General features: G+C 57.8%; 18 protein-coding genes and 1 tRNA gene. 17 read left to right on the plus strand and 2 right to left on the minus strand.

The genetic code is table 11. The features are described 5' to 3' along the window. Nucleotides 1–77: 77 nt before the first annotated feature. Nucleotides 78–1,472, minus strand: coding sequence for a glutamate decarboxylase (locus BQ5361_RS02395; protein WP_022063382.1), 1,395 nt, complete (start codon nt 1,470–1,472; stop codon nt 78–80). A gap of 200 nt (nt 1,473–1,672) precedes the next feature. Here BQ5361_RS02395 and ybaK point away from each other — a divergent pair, with 200 nt between their 5' ends. The 14 genes from ybaK to BQ5361_RS02465 all read left to right on the plus strand — a co-directional run bounded on the left by ybaK (nt 1,673) and on the right by BQ5361_RS02465 (nt 14,315). Further along, the gene (gene ybaK, locus BQ5361_RS02400) at nt 1,673–2,155 is read left to right on the plus strand and encodes a Cys-tRNA(Pro) deacylase (RefSeq protein ID WP_022063381.1); all 483 of its coding nucleotides are present in this window, start codon (nt 1,673–1,675) and stop codon (nt 2,153–2,155) included. Between the two features lie 8 nt (nt 2,156–2,163). Next, a complete protein-coding gene (locus BQ5361_RS02405) occupies nt 2,164–2,580 on the plus strand; it encodes a C-GCAxxG-C-C family protein (protein ID WP_035471717.1) in 417 nt (138 codons plus the stop codon). A 115-nt stretch (nt 2,581–2,695) separates the two neighbouring features. Then, on the plus strand, nt 2,696–3,055 hold the full coding sequence (locus tag BQ5361_RS02410; RefSeq protein WP_035471720.1) for a hypothetical protein: 360 nt from the start codon (nt 2,696–2,698) through the stop codon (nt 3,053–3,055). 142 nt (nt 3,056–3,197) lie between these two features. Further along, complete coding sequence (locus tag BQ5361_RS02415; protein ID WP_022063378.1) at nt 3,198–3,551, plus strand: NADH-quinone oxidoreductase subunit A; 354 nt, start codon at nt 3,198–3,200, stop codon at nt 3,549–3,551. Further along, entirely contained in the window at nt 3,542–4,177 is a 636-nt protein-coding gene (locus BQ5361_RS02420; RefSeq protein ID WP_022063377.1) for an NADH-quinone oxidoreductase subunit B, read from the plus strand. The genes BQ5361_RS02415 and BQ5361_RS02420 overlap by 10 nt, the downstream gene beginning before the upstream one ends. After that, nucleotides 4,167–5,786, plus strand: coding sequence for an NADH-quinone oxidoreductase subunit D-related protein (locus tag BQ5361_RS02425; RefSeq protein WP_035471723.1), 1,620 nt, complete (start codon nt 4,167–4,169; stop codon nt 5,784–5,786). Before BQ5361_RS02420 ends, BQ5361_RS02425 begins: the two co-directional genes overlap by 11 nt. A gap of 28 nt (nt 5,787–5,814) precedes the next feature. Continuing rightward, nucleotides 5,815–6,879 carry an NADH-quinone oxidoreductase subunit NuoH gene (nuoH, locus tag BQ5361_RS02430; RefSeq protein WP_022063375.1) on the plus strand — a complete coding sequence of 355 codons (1,065 nt, stop codon included), beginning with the start codon at nt 5,815–5,817 and terminating at the stop codon, nt 6,877–6,879. A 4-nt stretch (nt 6,880–6,883) separates the two neighbouring features. Then, entirely contained in the window at nt 6,884–7,435 is a 552-nt protein-coding gene (locus BQ5361_RS02435; RefSeq protein WP_052130959.1) for an NADH-quinone oxidoreductase subunit I, read from the plus strand. Between the two features lie 3 nt (nt 7,436–7,438). Continuing rightward, nucleotides 7,439–7,960 (plus strand): NADH-quinone oxidoreductase subunit J family protein, encoded by a 522-nt coding sequence (locus BQ5361_RS02440; protein WP_035471725.1) that lies wholly within the window; start codon nt 7,439–7,441, stop codon nt 7,958–7,960. A 25-nt stretch (nt 7,961–7,985) separates the two neighbouring features. Next, nucleotides 7,986–8,294, plus strand: a complete 309-nt coding sequence (gene nuoK / locus BQ5361_RS02445) for an NADH-quinone oxidoreductase subunit NuoK (RefSeq protein WP_035471914.1) — start codon at nt 7,986–7,988, stop codon at nt 8,292–8,294. 4 nt (nt 8,295–8,298) lie between these two features. After that, complete coding sequence (nuoL, locus tag BQ5361_RS02450; RefSeq protein ID WP_071424904.1) at nt 8,299–10,206, plus strand: NADH-quinone oxidoreductase subunit L; 1,908 nt, start codon at nt 8,299–8,301, stop codon at nt 10,204–10,206. Between the two features lie 7 nt (nt 10,207–10,213). Then, nucleotides 10,214–11,686 carry a complex I subunit 4 family protein gene (locus BQ5361_RS02455; protein ID WP_035471728.1) on the plus strand — a complete coding sequence of 491 codons (1,473 nt, stop codon included), beginning with the start codon at nt 10,214–10,216 and terminating at the stop codon, nt 11,684–11,686. A gap of 3 nt (nt 11,687–11,689) precedes the next feature. Next, nucleotides 11,690–13,114 carry an NADH-quinone oxidoreductase subunit N gene (locus BQ5361_RS02460; RefSeq protein WP_022063369.1) on the plus strand — a complete coding sequence of 475 codons (1,425 nt, stop codon included), beginning with the start codon at nt 11,690–11,692 and terminating at the stop codon, nt 13,112–13,114. A 181-nt stretch (nt 13,115–13,295) separates the two neighbouring features. Beyond that, the gene (locus BQ5361_RS02465; protein WP_022063368.1) at nt 13,296–14,315 is read left to right on the plus strand and encodes a threonine aldolase family protein; all 1,020 of its coding nucleotides are present in this window, start codon (nt 13,296–13,298) and stop codon (nt 14,313–14,315) included. Nucleotides 14,316–14,678: 363 nt separating this feature from the next. Here the strand turns inward: BQ5361_RS02465 and BQ5361_RS02475 are convergent. Further along, nucleotides 14,679–14,766: transfer RNA gene (locus BQ5361_RS02475), tRNA-Ser, on the minus strand. A gap of 394 nt (nt 14,767–15,160) precedes the next feature. On the opposite strand from BQ5361_RS02475, the gene purB reads away from it, so the two are divergent. From purB to BQ5361_RS02490, 3 genes are all read left to right on the plus strand, one after another. Beyond that, a complete protein-coding gene (purB, locus tag BQ5361_RS02480) occupies nt 15,161–16,477 on the plus strand; it encodes an adenylosuccinate lyase (RefSeq protein ID WP_022063367.1) in 1,317 nt (438 codons plus the stop codon). 2 nt (nt 16,478–16,479) lie between these two features. After that, nucleotides 16,480–17,763: an adenylosuccinate synthase gene (locus BQ5361_RS02485; protein WP_022063366.1), complete on the plus strand. Its 1,284-nt coding sequence runs from the start codon at nt 16,480–16,482 to the stop codon at nt 17,761–17,763. A gap of 515 nt (nt 17,764–18,278) precedes the next feature. Beyond that, nucleotides 18,279–18,734 carry a hypothetical protein gene (locus BQ5361_RS02490; protein WP_143047476.1) on the plus strand — a complete coding sequence of 152 codons (456 nt, stop codon included), beginning with the start codon at nt 18,279–18,281 and terminating at the stop codon, nt 18,732–18,734. Nucleotides 18,735–18,828: the final 94 nt, after the last annotated feature.

The raw sequence follows: 18,828 nt of genomic DNA on the forward strand, positions 1-18,828 counted from the left end.
GCTACCCGGTTTGCCCAGGCCGGTACTGCTGCCGGCCGTGGGCTTCTTGGTATTTGTCTTGGCCATATCCGATTATTTTAATGGTGGTATCCGCCGGCCGTCTTTTCGTCGAGGCTGTGCGTCATGGGATTCTTGCGGAGGTATTCGATACTGCGCTGCAGGTCGTCTATCAGCAGTTGGGCCATGTCGTGGCTGAAGCCGTGGCGGATGAGCACACGCTGTATGGCCATGTCCTGGCAGTTTACCGGGAGCGTATAGGAGGCTATCTGCCATCCGCGCACACGCATCCTGTCCGAAAGGTCGAAGATATTGAAGCCGAGGTCGGTTCCTTTCTTGAGCATCCATGCGGCGCCCGGAATACCGGTCGAACCGTCGTAAAGGATGTCGAAGATACCCATTTTTTCAATCTCTCCGGCAATGAACATGCCGTGTTCCTGACAGGCCTTGTGGATGCGTTCGTATCCCTTGCGGCCGTTGCGCAGGAAGTTGTAGTACTGTGCGATGATTTGTCCGCCGGGCCGCGAGAAGTTGAGGGCGAAGGTAGGCATCTCTCCGCCGAGGTAGTTGACGTTGAAAATCAAGTCTTTCGGTAGGTCGCTTTCTTCGCGCCATACCACCCAGCCCACACCCAGCGGCGAGAGACCGAACTTGTGGCCCGAAGCATTGATGGATTTTACGCGCGGCAGGCGGAAATCCCATACGATATCCTGCTGGATGAAGGGGGCGATGAAACCGCCGCTGGCACCGTCCACATGGATGGGGATATCGAGCCCCGTCCGCTTCTGGTAGTCGTCCAGCGCGTCGCTTATCTCCTTGACCGGCTCGTACTGTAGGGTGAAGGTCACGCCGAAAGTCGGCACGACACCGATGGTATTTTCGTCGATACGCTTTATCACCTCTTCCGGGGTCATGAGCAGGCGGTCGTGTTCCATCGGTATCTCGCGCAGTTCTACATCGAAGTAGCGGGCGAACTTCTCCCAGCATACCTGTACGGGACCCGTGATGAGGTTCGGTTTGTCGGTTGGTTTTCCCTCTTTCTGCCGTTTTTCGCGCCATCTCCATTTCATGGCCAGGCCGCCGAGCATGGCGGCTTCGCTCGAACCGATGGTCGAACATCCGATGGTCGTCTTGCTCTCGGGCGAGTTCCAGAGGTCGGCGAGTATCTGTACGCAGCGCCGCTCGATTTCCGCCGTCTGGGGATATTCGTCCTTGTCTATCATGTTCTTGTCGATGCAGGCGTCCATTATCTTGCGGATATAGGGGTCTGCATAGGTCTGGCAGAATGTGGAGAGGTTCTGTTTGGCATTGCCGTCAAGCAGCAGTTCGTCCAGAATAAGGTCGGTAATGACCTCCGGGTCGTGGGAATCGTCGGGCATTTTGTATTTGGCGATGGTGCCTTCCGAGGGCTTCTGTGCATAAGCGTCGTACACGCTTTCCGAATCGCTTTGGCCGATTTTGTGTAATAGTGCCATAATCATCCTTTCTTTTAAGTTGTTATTCCGTTGCCGGGAATTTTCCGGTCTGCGGAAAGGGTGCAAAACATGTGCCACGGAGCCGCATGCTGCGGGGACTTTCCGCTTTCGCCTGTGGGAAGAAGCGGGAGTAACGGCCCCGGTACCTTGTATGTGAAGGGGCGTTTTCATAACTTTGCGGCGTCAAACGGTCGTCCCGGATGAAGAGAGAGAACAAGACCAATGCGGCCAGGCTGCTCGACAGGGCGGGGATAGCGTATGAACTGAATACCTATCCGGTGGATGAGAACGACCTCTCCGCGATACACGTAGCCGAATCGCTCGGTGTGGATGCGGGGGCGCTGTACAAGACGCTCGTGCTGCGCGGCGACCGGACGGGTATTTTCGTATGCGTCGTACCCGGCGATGCCGAGGTAGACCTGAAGAAGGCGGCCAGGGCATCGGGCAACAAGAAGGCCGACCTCGTTCCGGTAAAGGAGCTGCTGCCGCTGACGGGGTATGTCCGCGGCGGGTGTTCACCCATAGGGATGAAGAGACGTTACCCCACATTCATCGATGCGGGTGCCGGGCGGCGGGAGCGGATATATATCAGTGCCGGTGTCCGGGGGGTACAGATTGTCATCGCCCCGGCAGACCTCATGGCTTTCGCGGAGGCGGTGCCGGCGGATTTAATCATAGAGTGAATTAAGATATGGAAAGCAGGGTGGAGCAAGCGGTGGAACGTTTCAAAAAGGGGTGTAACTGTGCGCAGGCGGTGTTCGTTACTTATGCCGATCGTTTCGGGCTCGACGAGGGGATGGCCATGAAACTGTCGTCGCCGTTCGGCGGAGGGCTGGCGGGCATGCGCCATGTTTGCGGTACGGTGAGCGGCATGTCCATGCTGGCCGGTCTTCATAACGGTGCGGTATCGGAAGGCAAGGAGGCCCGGAATGCCAATTACGATACCGTGAAGATGATGGCGGAAGCGTTCAGGGCAGAACACGGTTCCATCCGGTGCGGTCAGTTGTTGGGACTCGAACCCGGCCTGCCCGAAGGATTCAGGAAAAAACCCTGTACGGAATATGTGCGTACCTGTGCTGCACTGGTCGAGAAATACCTGCTCGGCTGACCTTTCCGTGACGGAAAGTGCCGTTGCAGAGGGCTATGGCACCGGTTATTTATTTTTCCGGGGTGAACTGCGTATTGGTTTTTGTACTATTTTTGCCCCCGAAATCGCTCGGGAAATGAAATGGAAGCAATTCATCGTATTGTTGACGGCGATACTCTTCAATGCGTTCGCGTACTGTTTCGCGTCGCGGAGTCCGATTGCGTTCGGCAGTGAGACGGCGGAGCATCCCGGTCTCGTGCTGACGGTCGACTGCGACGGGGGAGACACTGCGTGCGAACAGGGGAGTTTCGGTCTGTCCAACGGTTTCTCGTGTGCTTATTCTGTGCTGAACATCAAGGATTTCCATAAATTCATCAGTTTCCAGCCGGCCGCGGAGAGTGCCGTTGTCGGCGAACTGCGTTTTTATGAGTCCGTGTTTAACGGCAGTGTCCGTTCGGGCGGTTCTCTCAGCGAACTCAGGCGGCTCAACCTTTGACGTCTGTATAGTCCGTCTGTCGTGGCGGACGCCGAGCTCTGCAGCTTTCCACGGTCGGTGGAGAGGGGTGCGGCATTCCCTCGGCTTCGTTTCCGGGCGGGTCGTGCCGCAGTTGTCGAAAATACATAAAATCATTCATGAAATGAGCAATTCAGCATTATTCCTTGTTGTCCTGATAACCGCCGTCGTGTTGGTGGGAGCGGCCCTGTTGATAGCCCTGTGGCTCGCGCCCCGTTCGACGAACCCGCTGAAGGGAGAGGTGTATGAGTGCGGTATTCCTACCCGCGGTACGTCGTGGATGCAGTTCCGTGTGGGGTATTACCTGTTTGCGATACTTTACCTCGTGTTCGATGTCGAAACGGTGTTGTTGTTTCCGTGGGCTACGGTGATGAGGGACCTCGGCCCCGAAGGGCTGGAGAGCGTGCTGTTCTTCTTCATTATCCTCGCCCTCGGTCTGGCCTATGCGTGGAAGAAAGGAGCGTTGAAATGGAAATGAGCAAAAGGACGCATATCAAGAATATGCGCTACGAAGATTTCAAGGATAACGAGTACCTCGAACAGTATGTCGAGGAGCTCCGCAAGGGCGGCGCTCCGGTGGTCGTGACCCGGCTGAGCGACATGATTAACTGGGGTCGGTCGCATTCGGTATGGCCGCTGACCTTCGCCACGAGCTGCTGCGGCATTGAGTTCATGTGTGTGGGCGGCGCCCATACCGATTTTGCCCGCTTCGGCTGGGAGGTGTACCGCAACAGCCCCCGTCAGGCCGATGTCATCTTCGTGTTCGGTACCATCGTGCACAAGATGGCCCCCGTGCTGAAACGTCTGTACGACCAGATGGCTGAACCGAAATACGTCGTTGCCGTGGGAAGCTGCGCCATTTGCGGCGGACCGTTCCGCAACTCCTATCATGTGGTCAAGGGGGTGGACGAGGTGATACCGGTCGATGTCTACGTGCCGGGATGTCCTCCGCGACCGGACGCCATCCTGTACGGGATGATGCAGCTCGAACGCAAAATCAAGGTACAGAACTTTTTCAAACTGCCGCAGCAGCCTGCGGTGAAGGAACATGTCACACCCGAAGAGAACGAAGCCGTGTATGATAAGGGAAAAAATGAGAAATAGATTCGGTTGGCTCGCCGAAGAGGCGGTGACCGAGGCCGACGGACGCGAAGCGTTCAACGTTCCGTCCGAACGGCTGCCGGAAGCGGCTGCTTTCCTGAAGGAGTGCGGTTACGATTTCCTCGTGGATATGGTCGGCATGGATTACGGCGACGCGCTCGGCATAATCGACTATGTGGCTCGCAGCGAGGATACGGCCGATGTGGTGGTACTCAAAACTGTCGTGGCGGACCGGGAACGGCCGGTGATTCCTTCGGTGGGGGACGTATGGGAAGTCGCCCTGATGTACGAACGCGAAGTGCATGACTATTTCGGTATCCGCTTCGCGGGCAACGGCGACATGCGCCGTCTCTTCCTGCGCGAGAGCTGGAACGGCTATCCGCTGCGCAAGGATTACGACGCTTCGCCCGAAGCCAATCCCGTACCGCTGGAGAACGAATCCCTGGCCGACATGGATACCGTACCTTCGGTGGAGGTCGGGCCCGACGGCAACGAGCGCACGGTGCTCCGGCCGTTGTACGGCGAGGACGATTACGTCATCAACTTCGGACCGCAGCACCCTGCCATGCACGGTGTGCTGCACCTGCGCGTGGCGCTCGACGGCGAAATCGTCCGGTCGGTGGACCCCCATTTCGGATACATCCACCGCGGGGTGGAGAAACTGTGCGAGGGGTATACCTATCCGCAGATACTGCACCTGACCGACCGGCTCGATTACCTGTCCGGTACGATGAACCGGCATGCCTTCTGCCTCTGCTGCGAAAAGGCGCTGCAAATGGACGTTCCGGAGCGGGCGGTGGTCATCCGCACCATTTTCGACGAACTGACGCGCATCGCCTCCCACCTGCTGGGTTGGGGGTCCATGTGCATGGATATGGGAGCGGTGACGGCTTTCATGTACGGTTTGCGCGATCGCGAGAAGATTATGGACATCTTCGAGGAGACGGCCGGGGGAAGGCTCATGGCGAACTACAACGTCATCGGTGGCGTGGCGTGCGACCTGCATCCCAACTTCCGGAAGCGGGTGAAGGAGTTCATTCCCTACATGCGCAAGATGCTGCGGGAGCATCACATGCTCTATACCGGCAATCCGATAGCCACGGGGCGTATGGCCGGTACCGGCTATCTTTCGCGCGAGCGGGCTATCGCGCTGGGGGTCACGGGACCGTCGGGCCGGGCGTCGGGCTGGGCCAACGACCTGCGCCGGGCGGAACCTTATGCCGCTTACGGAAAAGTGGAATTCGAAGAGCTGCTTCGCACGGGCGGCATGACCTTCGACCGCTACATCATCCGTCTGCACGAGATAGAACAGTCGCTGCGCATCATTGAACAGCTCATAGACAACATTCCGGAGGGGCCGTATGCCGAGAAGGTGAAGGGCGTCATCAAACTTCCGCAGGGGGATTACTTCCAGCGGGTGGAGAATGCCCGCGGGCAGTTCGGCGTGCACATCACCAGCCGCGGCGATAAGACGCCCTATCGCGTCAAGTTCCGTTCGCCGTCGATGGTGCTGGTGGGAGCGCTGAAGGATGTGGCGCCGGGAGGCAAGGTGGCCGACCTCATCATGCTCGGCGGTTCGTTCGATTACGTGATACCGTGCATCGACCGGTAAGTGGATATTAATGAATGAGGAATGGATTATGTGGAGTTTTGAAAAACTGACGCAATGGATTGACACTTCGCTGCACGGCTGCATGAGCGACGGTTGGGCGCTGCTGGTGGAGTTCGTGCTGATAGGAGTGGCGGTACTCGTCGCCTACGCTCTGATAGCGCTCTTCCTGATTTATGCCGAACGGAAGATATGCGGATTCTTCCAGTGCCGCCTCGGCCCCAACCGCGTGGGCAAGTGGGGCATCTTCCAGTCCGTGGCGGACATGATAAAGATACTGCTCAAGGAGCTGGTGCACATCGACAAGTCCGACAAGGTGCTTTTCCGGATGGCATCGTTCTTCGTGATTATCGGTTCGATATGCACGTTCGGGGCGCTGCCTTTCGCCAAAGGGTTGCAGGCCATCGACTTCAACGTGGGCGTATTCTACCTGCTCGCTGTCTCGTCGCTCGGCGTGGTAGGCATCCTGCTGGCCGGATGGTCGAGCAACAGCAAGTATTCGATGATAGGCGCCATGCGCAGCGGGGCACAGCTTATCAGTTACGAAATATCGGCCGGGTTGTCGCTGATGGTCATCGTGGTCTTTTCCGGCACCATGCAGCTCTCCGAAATCGTGGCCCAGCAGGCCGACGGATGGTTCATCTTCAAGGGACACGTTCCGGCGTGCATCGCCTTCCTGACCTACCTCATCGCGGGCCATGCCGAGACCAACCGCGGACCGTTCGACATGCCGGAGGCCGAATCGGAGCTGACGGCCGGTTACCATACCGAGTATTCCGGCATCCAGTTCGGGTTCTTCTACCTGGCCGAGTACCTCAACCTGTTCATCGTGGCGGCCATCGCGTCGACCATGTTTCTGGGGGGGTGGCAGCCGCTGCACGTTCCCGGCTGGGAGGGGTTCAACCACGCGATGGACTGCATCCCGTCGCTGCTGTGGTTCTTCGGCAAGACGTGCGTCTGCATGTTCCTGGCCATGTGGGTGCGGTGGTCGTTCCCGCGTCTGCGCATCGACCAGCTGCTCAACCTGGAATGGAAAATCCTGATGCCCGTCTGCCTGCTCAACCTGATACTCATGTCGGTGGTCGTTATCTTGTAGCCTTATGAAAGTCGTGAATTACATAAAGAACATATTCGTCGGGATATGGCATTTGGGGCAGGGGATGTATGTCACCATGCTCAACTTCTGCCGTCCGAAGGTGACGCAGCAATATCCGGAGAACCGCGGCAGGCGGGAATACGGCGAGCGGTTCCGTGCGCTGCTCACCATGCCGCACGACGCGGAGAACCACCACAAATGCATCGCCTGCGGCATGTGCATGAACAACTGTCCGAACGGTACGATACAGGTCGTCGCACGGACGGAGACCGACCCCGCGACCGGCAAGCCGAAGCGGGTACTCGACAAACACCTCTACAACCTCGGAAGCTGCATTTTCTGCGGTCTGTGCGTTTCGGTCTGCCCGACGGGAGCCATCCGGTTCACGAACGAGTTCGAGCATGCCGTCTTCACGAAGGAGCGGCTGCTGCTTCAGCTCAATCGGCCGGGCTCTTCGCAAGCTCCGAAACCGGCACCCGCTCCGAAACCGGCCGCTCCGGCACCGGAAGGAGGGGCGGCATCGCCGGAGGCCCGAACGGAATCAAAAACGGAATAAGTCATGGAAGGGATAGCTAACGTAATCATTTTCTATCTGCTGGCCGCGGCGATAATCGTATCGTCGGTGCTGGCGGTCACCTCGCGCAAGATATTCCGTGCGGCGACCTATCTGCTTCTCGTGCTGATAGGCACCGCGGGGCTTTACCTTATGCTGAATTACCACTTTCTGGCGGTCGTGCAGCTTTCGGTCTATGCGGGCGGCATTCTCATCCTCTTCATTTTCGCCATCCTGTTGACGAGTTCCAAAGGCGACCGGACCGAACCGCACGACCGGCGCAGGGTGCTTTCCGGTGCCGTCACGGCCTTCGCCGGACTGCTCATCACCACCTGGGTGACGCTGAAGCACCGTTTCCTCTACGGGAGCAATCCCACGGTGCTGGGCGACCACGAGACCGATATGAAGGCGGTCGGGCAGACCCTCATGGGGACGGACAAGTACGAATACCTGCTGTCGTTCGAGGCGCTCAGCATCCTGTTGCTCGTGTGCGCCATCGGCGGCATCCTGATAGCGCGCAAACGGTAAACGACAAAAAAACGGCAAGACTATGATGATATCCATGGAGCATTACCTGATTGTCAGTTCAATCATGTTCTTCGTAGGAATCTACGGGTTCATCGCCCGCAAGAACCTGCTCGCGGTGCTCATATCCATCGAGCTCATCCTCAACTCGGTCGAGATAAATTTCAGCGTGTTCAACCGATACCTCTATCCGGAACACATGGAGGGACTGTTCTTCAGTCTTTTCGGCATCGCCATATCGGCGGCCGAAACGGCGGTGGCCATCGCCATCATCATCAACGTGTACCGCCTGGCGAACAACATCGACGTCCGGCATATCGACAAAATGAAATATTAGGAGTATGGGATATACCGTATATATCATTCTCGTCCCGATGGTGATGTTTCTCTTCATCGGGCTCGGCAGCAAATGGCTGCGGCCCCGGGCCGCCGGCCTTTGCGGTACGCTCGGAATGGCCGTCTCTGCGCTGCTGTCGTACCTGACGGCATACCGCTATTTCTTCGTCGAAGGGCTGGAGGGAGACGCCTACCGCGCCCTGACGGCATGGTCGGCGCAGTGGCTCCGGTTCAGCGACACGCTGCACATCGACATGGGCGTGCTGCTGGACCCCATTTCGGTGATGATGCTGGTGGTGATAACGACCGTTTCGCTGATGGTCCATATCTACAGTTTCGGCTACATGAAGGGCGAGCGGGGGTTTCAGCGCTACTATGCCTTCCTGTCGCTCTTCAGCTTCTCGATGCTCGGACTGGTCGTGGCTACCAACATTTTCCAGATGTATATTTTCTGGGAACTCGTGGGGGCTTCCTCGTATCTGCTTATCGGTTTCTATTATACGAAGCCCGCTGCGATAGCCGCCTCCAAAAAGGCGTTCATCGTGACGCGGTTCGCCGACCTGGGCTTTCTAATCGGCATTCTTATCCTTTCGTTCTATACGGGTACGTTCGACTTCGGACTGCTGACGGCCGACGATGCTTCCCTGGCGGTGACCTCCCTGGCGGGCGGTTCGTTCCTCGGCCTTTCGGCCGCGACGTGGGCGATGGCGCTCCTCTTCATGGGGGCGGCCGGCAAGTCGGCAATGTTTCCGCTGCACATCTGGCTTCCGGACGCCATGGAGGGTCCGACGCCGGTGTCGGCGCTCATCCATGCCGCCACGATGGTGGTGGCGGGCGTCTACCTTATCGCGCGGATGTTCCCGCTCTACTATTTCGCCGCGCCCGATGTACTCACGCTGATAACCTACGTGGGTGCTTTCACGGCGCTTTTTGCCGCGGTCATCGCTATCACGCAGACCGACATCAAACGGGTACTGGCCTTTTCCACCATTTCGCAGATAGCCTATATGATGGTCGCGCTCGGCGTGTCGGGTATGGGCGGTCATGCGGGCGAGGGCTATACGGCCTCCATGTTCCACCTCTTTACGCACGCTTTCTTCAAGGCGCTGCTCTTCCTCGGTGCCGGTGCGGTGATTCATGCCGTGCACAGCAACGAGATGGAGGCCATGGGCGGCCTGCGGAAATACCTGCCCGTCACCCATATTACCTTCCTTGTCGCCTGTTTCTCCATAGCGGGTATCCCGCCTTTTTCGGGTTTTTTCAGCAAGGACGAGATTCTGTCGGCCGCCTTCGGGCACGACAAGTTCATCTTCGCCGTGCTGCTGCTCGTGGCGGGGCTGACGGCCTTCTATATGTTCCGGCTCTATTTCCGCATCTTCTGGGGAACGGAACGGAAGTACGAAGTGCGTCCGCACGAGGCGCCGGCTTCGATGCTCGTGCCACTGGTATTCCTCGCACTGCTCTCGTGCGTGACGGGGTGGCTTCCCTTTTCGCGGCTGGTCAGCAGCGACGGCATCCCTTACAGGCTGGACATCGACTGGGCGATTGCCGCCGGCGGCATTCTGGTGAGCCTGGCGGGTATCGCCGTGGCGACACGCTTCTATATGCGGGAGCGGGGACTGGCCGCGCGGGTCGCCGCGAAGTGGGCCGGTTTTTGGCGGGCGGCCTACCATCGCTTCTATATCGATGAGGCATGGCAGTTCGTCACCAAAAAGATTCTGTTCCGTTGCGTGAGTGCTCCCGTGGCATGGTTCGACCGCCATGCGATAGACGGCGGTATCAATGCCCTCGGAACGGGGACGGAGAGCCTGTCGCGTGCCGTGAAGGGAATGCAGTCGGGCCGTGTACAGACCTACGCGGCGGTATTCGTATGGTCGGTACTCGTTATCGTGGTTTGTGTATTTATATTCTGACGGGGTTATGAATATATTGTCTTTATTGGTTATCATACCGTTGCTCACCCTGCTCGCGCTTTTCACGGGAAAGGGGCAGCGGTTCGTGCGCACGGTGGTCACGGCGGGGTTCGGACTGCAACTGGTGTGCGCGGTGGTGGTAGCGGTCGTGTTCCTGCAGCAGCGGGCGGTGTCGGACGAGGCGATGCTGCTTTGCAGCGACACCGTATGGTATGCGCCGTTCAATATCCATTATACGGTGGGTGTGGACGGTATCTCGGTGGTGATGCTGTTGCTTTCGGCCGTCGTGGCCTTCGCGGGCGTCTTCTCGGCGTGGAACATGGAGCGCGATTTCTTCGTGTGGTACAGCCTGCTGGCGGTGGGCGTTTTCGGCTATTTCATCTCGCTCGACCTCTTCACGATGTTCATGTTCTACGAGATAGCCCTCATCCCGATGTTTCTGCTGATAGGGGTATGGGGTACCGGAAAGAAGGTCTATGCCGCCACGAAGCTGACGCTGATGCTCATGGGCGGTTCGGCCTTCCTGCTGACGGGGATTCTCGGCATCTACTTCACCGCCGGGGCGACCACGATGAATATCATGGAGATTTCGCAGCTCAGTATTCCCATGAATCATCAGTATTGGATATTCTGCCTGACATTTATCGGTTTCGGAGTGCTCGGGGCGCTCTTTCCGTTCCATACGTGGTCGCCCGACGGCCATGCCGCGGCGCCGACTTCGGTCTCGATGCTGCATGCCGGCGTATTGATGAAGCTGGGCGGCTACGGCTGTTTCCGTGTGGCGATATTCCTGATGCCGCAGGCGGCGCAGGAGCTGTCGTGGATATTCCTTATCCTTACCGGTATCGGGGTGGTATACGGCGCCTACGGCGCGGTGGTGCAGACCGACCTGAAGTACATGAACGCCTATTCGTCGGTGAGCCACTGCAGCCTCGTGCTCTTCGCCATTCTGATGCTTAACCGGACGGCCATGACCGGCGCGGTGCTTCAGATGCTTTCTCACGGCTTGATGACGGCCCTGTTCTTTTCGTTGATAGGCGTCATTTACGGCCGCACCCACACGCGCGACATCCGCGAGATGGGCGGCCTGATGCGTATCATGCCCTTCGCATCGGTTTGTTACGTGATAGCCGGTTTCGCTTCGCTCGGCCTGCCGGGATTCAGCGGGTTCGTGGCCGAAATGACCGTTTTCATCGGTTCGTTCGAACATGCCGACCTGCTGCGCCGCGTACTGACGATACTGGCGGCGACCTCCATCGTGGTGACGGCCGTCTATATCCTGCGTACGGTCGGCAAGATACTCTACGGTCCGGTGCAGAATCCCGACCACTTGAAGCTGGACGATGCGCACTGGTACGAGCGTTTCTCGGCCGTGGCGCTCATCGCCTGCATCGTGGCGGTAGGCGTGTGGCCCTCCGGTGCGCAGGGATTGATTTATGAGAGCCTCGGACCGATAATGGAACATTTAAACCTCTTTTAGCGTATGGATTTGGGTAATTTCTTGGTAATGCGCCAGGAGCTCGGTCTGCTTGCCGTGTTCGTGGTACTGCTCCTGTTCGATATATTCGCCGGCGAAACGCGTGCGATGCGGTGGTTCCGGCCGCTGGCGATTGTCCTTTTCGCACTGCATACCGTGGCCGGATTCTTCTGTTGTCTGCCCGAAGGGAGCGCCTTCGGGGGAATGTATATCACGAGCCGGCTTACGGTGCTGATGAAAAATATCCTGAATCTCGGTACGCTCGTGGTCTTCATGCAGGCCGGCGAATGGCTGCGGGGCCGGGAGACGGCCATCCGCGAGGGGGAGTATTACGTCATCACGCTCGCCACGCTTCTGGGCATGTATCTGATGGTCTCCGCCGGGAACTTCATGCTGCTCTACATCGGTATCGAGATGGCATCGCTGCCGACGGCATGCCTCGCGGCGTACAACAAGTACCGGGAGAAGTCGGCCGAGGCAGGAGCGAAATACATCCTGATGTCCACGCTCTCGTCGGGTATCATGATGTTCGGCCTCTCATATCTCTACGGTGCGATGGGGACGATGTATTTCGCCGACATGCAGCCGCTGGTGAGCGCCGATTTCATGACGGTGTTGGGATTCGTCTTCTTCTTCGCCGGACTGGCTTTCAAGATTTCGCTCGTGCCTTTCCATATGTGGGCTCCCGATGTCTATGAAGGGGCACCTACGGCTACCACAGCCTACCTTTCGGTAGTTTCCAAAGCGGCGGGTTGCTTCGTGCTGCTGCTGACGCTGCATCATGTATTCGGCAACATCGGTCGTATCTGGTACTATATCCTGTGGGCGGTTACGGTGGCGACCATTGTGGTGGGCAACCTGTTCGCCATCCGTCAGCGGGACATCAAACGTTTCTTTGCCTACTCGTCCATTTCGCAGGCGGGGTACATCATGCTCGGCGTGCTGCACGGTACGCCGGAGGGACTCTCCGCTGTAGTGTACTACGTGCTGGTCTACCTCTTCGCCAACATGGCGGCGTTCGGTGTCATCGCTTCCGTCGAAAACCACAGCGGCCGTACGGACATCGGCGCTTACGACGGACTGTATAAGTCCAATCCGAAACTCGCCTTGGTGATGATGCTCGCGGTCTTTTCGCTCGCGGGTATCCCTCCGGTCGGCGGTTTCTTCAGTAAATTTTTCATTTTCGCGGCAGCTGCGGCGAAGGGGGATTACCTGCTGGTCTTCATTGCGCTGGTCAACACGGTAGTATCGCTCTACTACTACCTGAGGATAATCAAGGCCATGTTCATCAACGCTCCGGAAGGCGGCATTTCGGAACGTCTTCGTACGGACGGTTATAACAGGGCGAGCCTCGTATTCTGTACGGTCGGGATACTTGCTTCGGGTGTTGTGAGCAACCTCTACGGCTACATCAGCGGAATCGGGTTTTAACGGATACAGGCAACCGGAGCGACTGCCTTCCCGGATGATTGCGTACGCCTGCGGCTTCGGCTGCGGGCGTGTGTTTTCCGGTCGGCGTGTCTTGTTCTGCGCCTTGTTCCGAAAAAGAGGCGGGGCCGAATATCCGCAGGCATATCGGCGTATATTTGCACCGTTAAAAACGATACGGACTATGAGGAGTTTTGCGAGCGATAACAATTCGGGCGTCCATCCGGAGGTGATGGCCGCCATTATCGAGGCGAACCGTGACCATGCAGCCGGGTACGGCGACGACCGCTGGACCGAACGGGCCGCGGAGTGTGTACGGCAGGTCTTCGGGGAGGAGGCCCGTCCCTTTTTCCTGTTCAACGGAACGGGGGCCAACAGTGTGGCGCTGCAGGCGGTGACGCGGTCGTTTCACAGCATCCTGTGTGCCGCTACGGCACATATCTACGTGGATGAGTGTAACGCTCCGGCGCGAATGACGGGGTGTCAGCTCATCGCGGTCGCCACGCCCGACGGCAAACTGACGCCCGACCTGCTCCGTCCCCATTTGCAGCACTTCGGTGACTGCCACCATGCGCAGCCCGGCGCCGTCTATATTTCGCAGGCTACGGAGCTCGGTACGCTCTATACGGTGGAGGAAGTGCGGGCTATCGCCTCGCTCGTCCACGCCCACGGTATGAAGCTTCACATGGACGGGGCACGTCTGGCCAACGCCTGTGCGGCGCTGGGGTGTACCATGCGCGAGGTCACCGTAGATGCCGGGGTGGACATTCTCAGCCTCGGCGGGACGAAAAACGGAATGATGATGGGGGAGGCTGTCGTGGCTTTCAGGGAGGAGGTCGCTGCCGACATCAAGTATTACCGCAAACAGTCGGCACAACTGGCCTCCAAGATGCGTTACCTGTCGGCCCAGTTCATCCCTTATCTCGACGGTTTGTGGCTCCGTAATGCACAGCATGCCAACCGGCAGGCCCGCCGCCTGGCTGCGGCATTGGCCCGCTTCCCGCAACTGCGCCTCACCCAGCCGGTGGAGACGAACCAGCTCTTTATCGCCATGCCCCGTACGGTTATCGCACGGCTTTCCGAACGCTACTTCTTTTACGTGTGGAACGAGGCCGCCGATGAAGTGCGGTTCGTGACCTCATGGGATACTACCGACGAGGATATCGACGCGCTGGTGGATGCGCTGGCCGAAATCATGGAGTGATGCGTTTGGCTCTGGCGCGTGTCCGATAGCAGCGGAAAAACACCGTCAGCGGGCAGGATACATCTTTCGATGAAGGTTCCTGCCGGTTGTTTGGTGCGGAGCGGATGTATGGATTTCGGCAAGGAAGATTGGCATATGTTTCCCGCACGGATGATGTCGTTTCTTTGGCGGAACAAAAGCGCTGTCTCGTTCCGCTCATTTCGTGCCGACCGCCGTATGCGGTACGAATGGAACTCTTCGAGGAAAATCTCCATGCCGCAGCGATTTTAGAGGCAGACAAAAGTAAAACACCCGAAAAGTCCCGAAAAACGGGTTCCTTTTTGGGCGTCTTATTTGTAAGGCCTTAATAATTAAGGTTATCTGCGGAGAGAGAGGGATTCGAACCCCCGGTACAGTAATCCCGTACGTCAGTTTAGCAAACTGGTGGTTTAAGCCACTCACCCATCTCTCCGGGCTTCTTGTCTTAAGCGGATGCAAATATAAGCCAAAAAAACGATTATCCAAAGCCTGGTGGCGGAGAAAATGCCGGAGACCGTTTGTGGCATTCGGTCCGGGGTATTTTTTGGGACCGGTCAAGACGACGGAGCAGTCGGGGAAATGTTTATGTAGGGTCGGCAGGCGGTATGGGGAGCCGTGAGGTACGGCGAAGAGCGGTTTCGGGGAGAGAGGCGGCGGGCGCTACTCTTTACGACAGGAGATATCGGCTTGATTGTGCGTATTGTGCGGAGGAGGATTCCGCAGGGGGCATGGCGTATGGGCCGGAAAAAAGATGATATAATGGTCGGGCATGACACTGTAATGCCGGTGATTTTGTATCTTTGTTCCTTAGCAAAACCAATGCAGATATGATAGAGAGATACAGCCGGCCTGCCATGCGGGCCATTTGGACGGAACAACGGAAATTCGAGGCATACCTGAGGGTGGAGATACTTGCTGCGGAGGCGTGGAGCGAGCTCGGCGTCATTCCGAAGGAGGATGTCGCCAAGCTGTGGGAGAAGGCGTCGTTCAGCATAGACCGTATAAAGGAAATAGAGGAGCAGACGCATCACGATATCGTGGCTTTCACGCGTGCCGTCAGCGAGACGCTTGGCGAGGAGCGCAAGTGGGTGCATTATGGTCTGACGAGTACCGATGTGGTGGATACGGCCAACGGGTATCTCATCAAGCAGGCCAACGAGATATTGCTGAAAGATATCGAGGATTTCATCGAGATGCTGCGCCGGCAGGCACTTCGTTTCAAGGATACGCCCTGCATCGGACGCACGCACGGTATCCATGCCGATATTACCTGTTTCGGCCTCAAGTGGGTGCTGTGGCACGAGGAGATGATGCGGAATTTGGAGCGTTTCCGTGCGGCGGCCCGCAATATCGAGGTGGGCAAACTCAGCGGGGCGGTCGGTAATTTCGCCAACATTCCGCCTTTCATACAGGATTATGTATGCGAAAAGCTCGGTATCCAGAGTGCCAATATCTCCACGCAGGTCATCCAGCGCGACCGGCATGCCTACTACATGGCGACGCTCGCTGTCATTGCCGCTTCGCTCGAACAGATGGCGTTCGAGGTGCGGAACCTGCAGCGCACCGAGGTGCACGAAGTGGAGGAGGCCTTCGGTAAGGGTCAGAAGGGGTCGAGTGCCATGCCGCACAAGCGTAATCCCATCAGCAGCGAAAACATTACGGGGTGTGCACGCGTGATGCGCGGATACATGCTTACGTTCTATGAGAACGTGGCGCTGTGGCACGAGCGGGATATCTCCCATTCGGCTACCGAGCGCATCATCCTGCCCGACGCCACCATGCTGCTCGACTATATGCTGACGCGTTTCCGTGGCGTGCTCGAAAACCTGACGGTCTTTCCGGAGGTGATGCTGGAGAACATCTACCGCACGCGCGGCGTCATCTTCGCCCAGCGCGTCATGAACGCCCTTATCGGGAAGGGGCTTTCGCGCGAGGGAGCCTACGACATGGTGCAGCCCATCGCCATGCGGGCCATGGGCGAGCGGCGCGATTATCAGGAGCTGCTGCACGAGAGCCCGGAGGTGATGAAGTATCTGACCGGCGAGGAGCTGGATGCATGTTTCACACTGGATTACTATATGAAGAATGTAGATTACATCTACCGCAGGGCGGGGATTAAAGAAGATTCAGAAGAAGAACGATAGCGATGAAAAAGAGGCTGGTTGTCGTCGGAACCCAGTGGGGGGACGAGGGAAAAGGAAAGATAACCGATTATTATGCCGGGAACGCCGATGTGGTGGTGCGTTATCAGGGCGGAAACAATGCCGGTCACACCATTACGTTCGACGGGCAGCGGTTCGCCTTGCAAAGCATACCGTCGGGTATATTCAATCCGCACATCAAGAATGTGATGGCCAACGGCATGGTGGTGAACCCGGTGAGCGTCGTCAGCGAGCTGGAGGCGCTGGAGGCGCGCGGTATCAGGGAGTATAATCTCTACATTTCCGACCGGGCAGCGGTCGTGATGCCTTACCATTCGGTGCTCGACGGGGCGATGGAATCCATGAAAGGAGGCAAGCTTATCGGGACGACCAAGAAGGGAATAGGCCCGGCGTATGCCGACAAGTACGAACGGACGGGCATCCGCATGGGCGACCTGCTCGATGCGGACTATTTCGCTGCGAGGCTGCGCGACGCGCTGGAGGAGAAAAACATGGAGCTGCGCATGTTCGGATGCGAACCCATGTCGTTCGACACGATTTATGCGCAGTACATGGAGCTTGCCGGCAGGCTTGGCAAATACATATGCGATACGTCCGTGCTGATAAACGAGGAGATAGAGAAAGGGTCGAAAATCCTTTTCGAAGGGGCTCAGGGCGTCATGCTCTGCATCGACCACGGAACCTACCCCTATGTGACCTCCTCCAGTCCTACGGCGTCGAGCGTTCCGCAGAATACGGGCATCGCTCCGCGGTATGTCGATAACGTATTGGGGGTCTGCAAGGCCTACACCACGCGGGTGGGCGAGGGTCCTTTCCCGACGGAGCTCGAAGGCGCCACGGCGGATTATATCCGCGAACGCGGACACGAATACGGTACCGTGACGGGGCGTCCGCGCAGGGTGGGCTGGCTCGACGCGGTAGTGCTCAACCATACCCGCCGGGTGAGCGGCATCGATTATCTGGCGCTCATGCTGTTTGACGTCCTTTCCGGGCTCGACACGGTGAAGATATGCGTCGCTTACGAGCTCGACGGAAAACGTATCGAGACCATGCCGCCTACCATTCCGCAGTTCCAGCGCTGCAAGCCGGTCTATATCGAGCTGCCGGGCTGGAAAGAGGATATTTCCGGTATCAAGAGTTTCGGGGAGCTGCCGCAGGCGGCGCAGGATTATGTGCGTAAAATCGAGGAGCTGACGAAAATCAAGGTGGCCGTACTGTCCGTAGGGCCCGACCGGTTGCAGACCGTGCGGCTTTGCGATATATTTTAAATCTTCGCGGACACGCCGTGTCTTTGGAATCGTTTCCCGGCCGCCACGGCGGCCGGGAAACGTCGTTTTCGCCCATATCTTTCTGCTTTCGGCGGGATAGCGGGTGCGGCGGATGCTGGACGTCCGGCATCTTTCCGGCGGAACCCGCAGTGACGAGTCCGTTTTCGGAACGTTGTATCCGGCGATTGTCCGTTTGTTTTACGGGTTCCTCCGTCGTGTTCGGAAAACATTTCGTTCTTGGTGGCGTGATGTCCAGGGAGCATTCGGAAGTCTGGCGAAACGCAGCTCCTCTTGCGGAAAAGAAAGCACGGCAAAAGGTAGGTACTTGGTATCGGTTCGTGGAGCAGGCTGCTGTTCCGCGCGGAAAGATAGCGGTACGGTATTTCTGTTCCCTGGCGTGGGCCGTACGTGCGGTATGATTCGTGCCGCGGTCTGTACGGGAGAGACCGGGGTTGCGGAATGGGATTTTTACGAAATAATTCCTATCTTTAGATAGTGTTTTAAAAAGCCTGTGTATGTGGAGAAAGAGAATAACGGTATGGCTTGTCCTGCTCCTTGCGGGAGGAGGGAGTCTGTTGGGCGGAGAGCCTGTACCGGAGACCGACAGCATCGTACTCGGACTGACGCCGGTATTTCCCGTATCCGACAGAACGGATGCGGCCGGAGAGAAGGACGGATTTTATGTCTACTCCGAGCTCGGGTTTCGGTTGGTATGGGGCGGCATCGCGGTTTATCTGGATTTCGGAGTGGACAAACTCCGGCCCTATCTGATGGATGACCAGGGGAACCGCTTGGTGTTCGACAGCCTGCTCGAAGCGCTCAACTACCTTTCGGCACGGGGATGGGAACTGGCGGAGGTCTATCCGGAGGTAGATGACGGCGATTCCTCGGCATGCTATCTGATGAGGAAGAAGCTGTGCGATTTTACGCTGCAGGAGCGGGAAATTTACGATAGCTATGTCAGGAGGTGACGGGCCTGTCCGGAGACTTCCGGGGTGACCCGTCGCGGGATAAGCGGACAGGGATGCCGGGCAATTGCCCGGCATCCCTGTCCGCGTCCGTTCG

Source organism: Tidjanibacter massiliensis (assembly GCF_900104605.1).
GTDB lineage: Bacteria > Bacteroidota > Bacteroidia > Bacteroidales > Rikenellaceae > Tidjanibacter > Tidjanibacter inops.

Coding starts and splice junctions, on each gene's coding strand:
- ybaK (WP_022063381.1), top strand. CDS start 1,673: ATGAAGAGAGAGAACAAGACCAATGCGGCCAGGCTGCTCGACAGGGCG.
- nuoK (WP_035471914.1), top strand. CDS start 7,986: ATGATATCCATGGAGCATTACCTGATTGTCAGTTCAATCATGTTCTTC.
- BQ5361_RS02460 (WP_022063369.1), top strand. CDS start 11,690: ATGGATTTGGGTAATTTCTTGGTAATGCGCCAGGAGCTCGGTCTGCTT.
- BQ5361_RS02485 (WP_022063366.1), top strand. CDS start 16,480: ATGAAAAAGAGGCTGGTTGTCGTCGGAACCCAGTGGGGGGACGAGGGA.
- BQ5361_RS02435 (WP_052130959.1), top strand. CDS start 6,884: ATGAAAGTCGTGAATTACATAAAGAACATATTCGTCGGGATATGGCAT.
- BQ5361_RS02440 (WP_035471725.1), top strand. CDS start 7,439: ATGGAAGGGATAGCTAACGTAATCATTTTCTATCTGCTGGCCGCGGCG.
- BQ5361_RS02420 (WP_022063377.1), top strand. CDS start 3,542: ATGGAAATGAGCAAAAGGACGCATATCAAGAATATGCGCTACGAAGAT.
- BQ5361_RS02465 (WP_022063368.1), top strand. CDS start 13,296: ATGAGGAGTTTTGCGAGCGATAACAATTCGGGCGTCCATCCGGAGGTG.
- BQ5361_RS02395 (WP_022063382.1), bottom strand. CDS start 1,472: ATGGCACTATTACACAAAATCGGCCAAAGCGATTCGGAAAGCGTGTAC.
- BQ5361_RS02410 (WP_035471720.1), top strand. CDS start 2,696: ATGAAATGGAAGCAATTCATCGTATTGTTGACGGCGATACTCTTCAAT.
- BQ5361_RS02455 (WP_035471728.1), top strand. CDS start 10,214: ATGAATATATTGTCTTTATTGGTTATCATACCGTTGCTCACCCTGCTC.
- BQ5361_RS02425 (WP_035471723.1), top strand. CDS start 4,167: ATGAGAAATAGATTCGGTTGGCTCGCCGAAGAGGCGGTGACCGAGGCC.
- nuoH (WP_022063375.1), top strand. CDS start 5,815: ATGTGGAGTTTTGAAAAACTGACGCAATGGATTGACACTTCGCTGCAC.
- purB (WP_022063367.1), top strand. CDS start 15,161: ATGATAGAGAGATACAGCCGGCCTGCCATGCGGGCCATTTGGACGGAA.
- BQ5361_RS02405 (WP_035471717.1), top strand. CDS start 2,164: ATGGAAAGCAGGGTGGAGCAAGCGGTGGAACGTTTCAAAAAGGGGTGT.
- BQ5361_RS02490 (WP_143047476.1), top strand. CDS start 18,279: ATGTGGAGAAAGAGAATAACGGTATGGCTTGTCCTGCTCCTTGCGGGA.
- BQ5361_RS02415 (WP_022063378.1), top strand. CDS start 3,198: ATGAGCAATTCAGCATTATTCCTTGTTGTCCTGATAACCGCCGTCGTG.
- nuoL (WP_071424904.1), top strand. CDS start 8,299: ATGGGATATACCGTATATATCATTCTCGTCCCGATGGTGATGTTTCTC.